4 protein-coding genes are annotated in these 3748 nt (G+C 36.6%); 3 read left to right on the top strand and 1 reads right to left on the bottom strand.

All coding sequences use genetic code 11. The annotated features are described in order from the left end of the window. Positions 1–69: 69 nt before the first annotated feature. Complete coding sequence (trpS, locus tag CD039_RS02380) at positions 70–1062, bottom strand: tryptophan--tRNA ligase (RefSeq protein WP_103370971.1); 993 nt, start codon at positions 1060–1062, stop codon at positions 70–72. A 483-nt stretch (positions 1063–1545) separates the two neighbouring features. Here trpS and spxA point away from each other — a divergent pair, with 483 nt between their 5' ends. The 3 genes from spxA to CD039_RS02395 all read left to right on the top strand — a co-directional run. Next, complete coding sequence (gene spxA, locus CD039_RS02385) at positions 1546–1941, top strand: transcriptional regulator SpxA (protein ID WP_002472203.1); 396 nt, start codon at positions 1546–1548, stop codon at positions 1939–1941. 282 nt (positions 1942–2223) lie between these two features. Then, positions 2224–2940, top strand: a complete 717-nt coding sequence (gene mecA, locus CD039_RS02390; protein ID WP_103370972.1) for an adaptor protein MecA — start codon at positions 2224–2226, stop codon at positions 2938–2940. A 321-nt stretch (positions 2941–3261) separates the two neighbouring features. After that, on the top strand, positions 3262–3748 hold a 487-nt coding region (locus CD039_RS02395; protein ID WP_276307643.1), incomplete at its 3' end, for a competence protein CoiA.

Raw genomic sequence — 3748 nt, forward strand, 5'->3', positions numbered from 1 at the left:
GCACAAAACCACCTTCGCCTTTAAGAGCACTATTAATGTACTCCAACAAGCGAAGGTATTTCAAATTAATTATTTTCTTTTACGACCTAAGCCCATCGCGCGTTCCATTTTTTTCAACGTCTTGAATGATGCTTTTTGCGCTTTATCGCGACCGAGATCTAATATGTCATCAAGTTCTTCGGAATTATAGAATGACTCATACTTTTCTTGGAAATCTGTAAGGAAGTTCTCAACTACCTCCGCTAGATCACCTTTAAATGTACCGTAATTAGAATCTTTATATTGTGCTTCAAGTTCGTCAATCGTTTTATCAGTAAGACCTGCATAGATAGATAGCAAGTTAGAAATACCAGGTTTATTCTCACGGTCGAACTTGATGATACCATCAGAATCTGTCACAGTACTTTTAATCTTCTTCGCAGCGAGACGTGGCTCGTCGAGTAGTGAAATAAAGTTCTTCTGATTATCATCACTTTTACTCATCTTACGGGTTGGATCTTGAAGACTCATCACACGACCACCCACTTTAGGCATACGAATCTCAGGCTTAACGAGTATATCATTGTAACGGCTATTAAAACGTTCAACTAAATTACGTGTTAACTCCATGTGTTGCTTCTGATCTTCACCTACAGGAACGATATTCGTGTTGTAAATCACAATATCAGCAGCCATGAGCGGCGGATAAGTTAGGAGACCTGCTGGAATACCTTCAGTTTGTTTCTGAGCTTTATCTTTAAATTGAGTCATACGTTCGAGTTCGCCGATGGAAGATATCGTCGTTAACATCCAACTTGCTTGAACGTGAGCTGGAACTTCGGATTGAATAAATAATGTTGATTTCTCAGGATCGATACCTGAAGCTAAGTAAATCGCAGCGAGTTGACGTGTCTGTTTACGTAACTTGAGTCGATCTTGAGGGACAGTGATTGCATGTTGGTCAACGATACAGAAGAAGCAATCATAATCTTCTTGTACATCACGAAACTGTTTAAGTGCGCCTATGTAGTTACCAATTGTAGGGATACCACTAGGTTGAATCCCTGAGAATAAAGTTTCCATAAATCTGATGCCTGCCTTCACTAATAATTTCTAAGTATGATACTCATTATAACAGTATTTCAATCGTTTGTAAGTTATGTTAGACTATAGATAAGAGGCTTATGATGACTTGAAACTCAAGATTAATGAGACTTTAACAATTCTTTAGTTTTAATTAACTAATTCTCATTTAATTTTAATGTTATCAGGGTAGAATGTAATTGTATGATTAAGAAGACTATATCATTTGAAATGAATGGTATAGATTGTTGATAGATTTTCATAAAAGGTTGCTTGTACTGATATTCATAGACTAGGTCTTAAGTACGATGTCTTATTTGAACTATGTAGTATACTTTAAGATGTACAGCCTAAGATTTCAAGTCAAGGACTTTATGATAAATTTAGAGGCAATCGAAGTCGGGTTGAACCCTTGAATTTCTTAGTCAAATAAATAATGTGAATAATTAGAAATAAGATTCATATAATAGGAGAGTGAGATGTATGGTAACATTATTTACTTCACCAAGTTGCACATCTTGCCGTAAAGCGAAAGCATGGTTACAAGAACATGACATTCCGTATACGGAGCGTAATATTTTTTCTGAACACTTAACAATAGACGAAATTAAACAAATTCTTAAAATGACTGAAGACGGAACAGACGAAATCATCTCTACACGTTCTAAGACATATCAGAAATTGAACGTAGATATTGATGCGCTACCACTTCAAGACTTATATACAATTATTCAAGATAATCCAGGCTTATTACGCCGTCCAATTATCTTAGACGAGAAACGTCTTCAAGTGGGTTACAATGAAGATGAAATCAGACGTTTCTTACCGAGAAAGGTTCGTACTTTCCAATTACAAGAAGCGCAACGTATGGTGGACTAATCTCAATACACTAAATTCATGGGACCATGAAGTCTGTACTTCGTCGTACATACTTTGTGGTTTCTTCATTGTTTTAAGACTTTTAACAAGCGGATAGTACGTCTCTTCTGTCGACAGCACTCAGTAGGTAGTGCTGTTTTTTTGGGCGATGTGAAGGGTATATGTTATAGTGAGAAGTCATAAAACAATAGTGAAATTTAATCAAACAAAACAATTGTATTTCTCCGAACGTTCTAATACAATAATGATACTATTCATCGACTGTTAAGGAGTGAGATGATAATGAGAATAGAACGCGTTGATGACACAACAGTCAAATTATATATAACTTATAGTGATATCGAAGCAAGAGGTTTTAAAAAAGAAGATTTATGGGCGAACCGTAAACGCGGAGAAGAGTTCTTCTGGAATATGATGGAAGAAATCAATGAGGAAGAAGACTTCGTAGTTGAAGGCCCATTATGGATACAAGTTCATGCATTTGAAAAGGGTGTAGAAGTAACGATTTCTAAATCTAAGAATGATGACATGATGAATATGTCTGATGATGAGGCGAATAGCCAACTTGATCACCAAGTGAGCGACCTGCTATCTCAAACACTTGATCAAGATACAAGTTTAGAAGATATCTTTGAGCAAAAACAGGCTCAACAATCTAATGGCAAATCAGAAGAACAATCCTCACAACCACAAAGCATTCAAACATTATTAGTGAAATTTAATGATTTAGAAGAATTGATTTACTTTGCACATCATCACAACTTACCAACGCGTGACTTCGAAGACTTACTCTATAGCTTAGACAACGAATACTATTATATGATTCACTTCGACGATACGGTTAACCAAGAAGTTATTAATGACAGTTACAGTCAGTTGCTCGAGTTTGCGAGTCCATCTGACAAGACTGAAGTATTCTTAAATGACTATGCTAAGATTATTATGAGTCATAATGTCACTGCACAGGTAAGACGTTATTTTGACGACAATGCAGAATAAGAGAATAATATAGATTATAGAGGACGCGAAACTTATATTTCTCGCAGTAGCTGTCTGTACTCGAGATAGCTATCACTGCCTCAAATACTAGACATCCTTGTGGGGGTGAGACTACGAAATCAACTCGATTTCAGTCTCACTCCCGCTTTTTTATTTTGTGAGAGAGTTGTAATGACGAGTGTGGTGGGTTAGGAAAGTGTGCTATTTATCGTGGTTAGGAGAAGGTTGTGACGGTTAGGTTCATCACTTTTTTGAAGAAAGTTAGCTTTTGTAGAAGTAATTTGCGCTACTTCTCCGTGTATATAAGTGAGGTGAGACACAATGTTATGTGCACTTAATACAGGAGGAGAAGTAGTATTCGCATTTAATGCGATGAGAGGTGGGCGTTATTATTGTCCAGACTGTGGAGGTGTAGTGATTTTTAGAAAAGGAACAAAGGTAAAACCCCATTTTGCACATAAAGTAAAAAGTGTGTGTCTGAATAATAGTGCAGAATCTATGGCGCACTATAATGCGAAATATGTACTTGCACAACAGTTGTTAAATAATGGATACCAAGTGGAAGTGGAACAACCCATAGCTCAAATACAACAGCGTCCTGATTTGATTGTTAATGGTAAATATGCGATTGAAATTCAGTTCTCTTCAATTCCTCTAGAGGTATTACAGGCGCGAACGATAGGGTTGGAAGATCAAGGCTATGAAGTGATTTGGGTTGTGCCCCAGCCTAAGTTTTATCAATCACGAATGAAATTGCAACAACTTCAAAGTGTATGTGTGAATCCTGTTTCAAGGCGCTTAATAACAT

Source organism: Staphylococcus argensis (assembly GCF_002902305.1).
GTDB classification, from domain to species: domain Bacteria; phylum Bacillota; class Bacilli; order Staphylococcales; family Staphylococcaceae; genus Staphylococcus; species Staphylococcus argensis.

What these genes read in the sequence shown, in the direction of transcription:
- trpS (WP_103370971.1), bottom strand. Translation starts at nt 1,062, where the DNA reads ATGGAAACTTTATTCTCAGGGATTCAACCTAGTGGTATCCCTACAATT.
- mecA (WP_103370972.1), top strand. Translation starts at nt 2,224, where the DNA reads ATGAGAATAGAACGCGTTGATGACACAACAGTCAAATTATATATAACT.
- spxA (WP_002472203.1), top strand. Translation starts at nt 1,546, where the DNA reads ATGGTAACATTATTTACTTCACCAAGTTGCACATCTTGCCGTAAAGCG.